Genomic DNA, 271 nt, shown 5'->3' on the forward strand with positions numbered 1-271 from the left:
TACGAACAGTGGAATACGAGCCCGCTGCGCATGATGGAGAATTCGTTCGACAATTCGCACTTCAGCTTCGTGCACAAGTCGAACTTCGGTCTCTTCGACAATCCGAAGCCATCGAAGTACGAGTTCCGTCCGAACGAATGGGGCTTTGAGGCCGAGACGCGCGTGCCGATCCGTAACCCGCAAGCGAGCTTCCGCATCACGGGCACCACCGACGACATCACCGAGCGCCATCTGATGAACCGATGGTACTTGCCGTTCGCGCGGCGCTTCG

1 pseudogene is annotated in these 271 nt (G+C 58.3%); it reads left to right on the plus strand.

Features of this window, described 5'->3' with window-relative positions:
* A pseudogene (locus tag SB822_RS57375) lies at window positions 1-271 on the plus strand (Rieske (2Fe-2S) protein); the annotation flags it as partial.

Origin of the sequence: Paraburkholderia sp. SIMBA_054 (genome assembly GCF_046534875.1) — a bacterium.
Taxonomy (GTDB): Bacteria; Pseudomonadota; Gammaproteobacteria; order Burkholderiales; family Burkholderiaceae; genus Paraburkholderia; species Paraburkholderia hospita.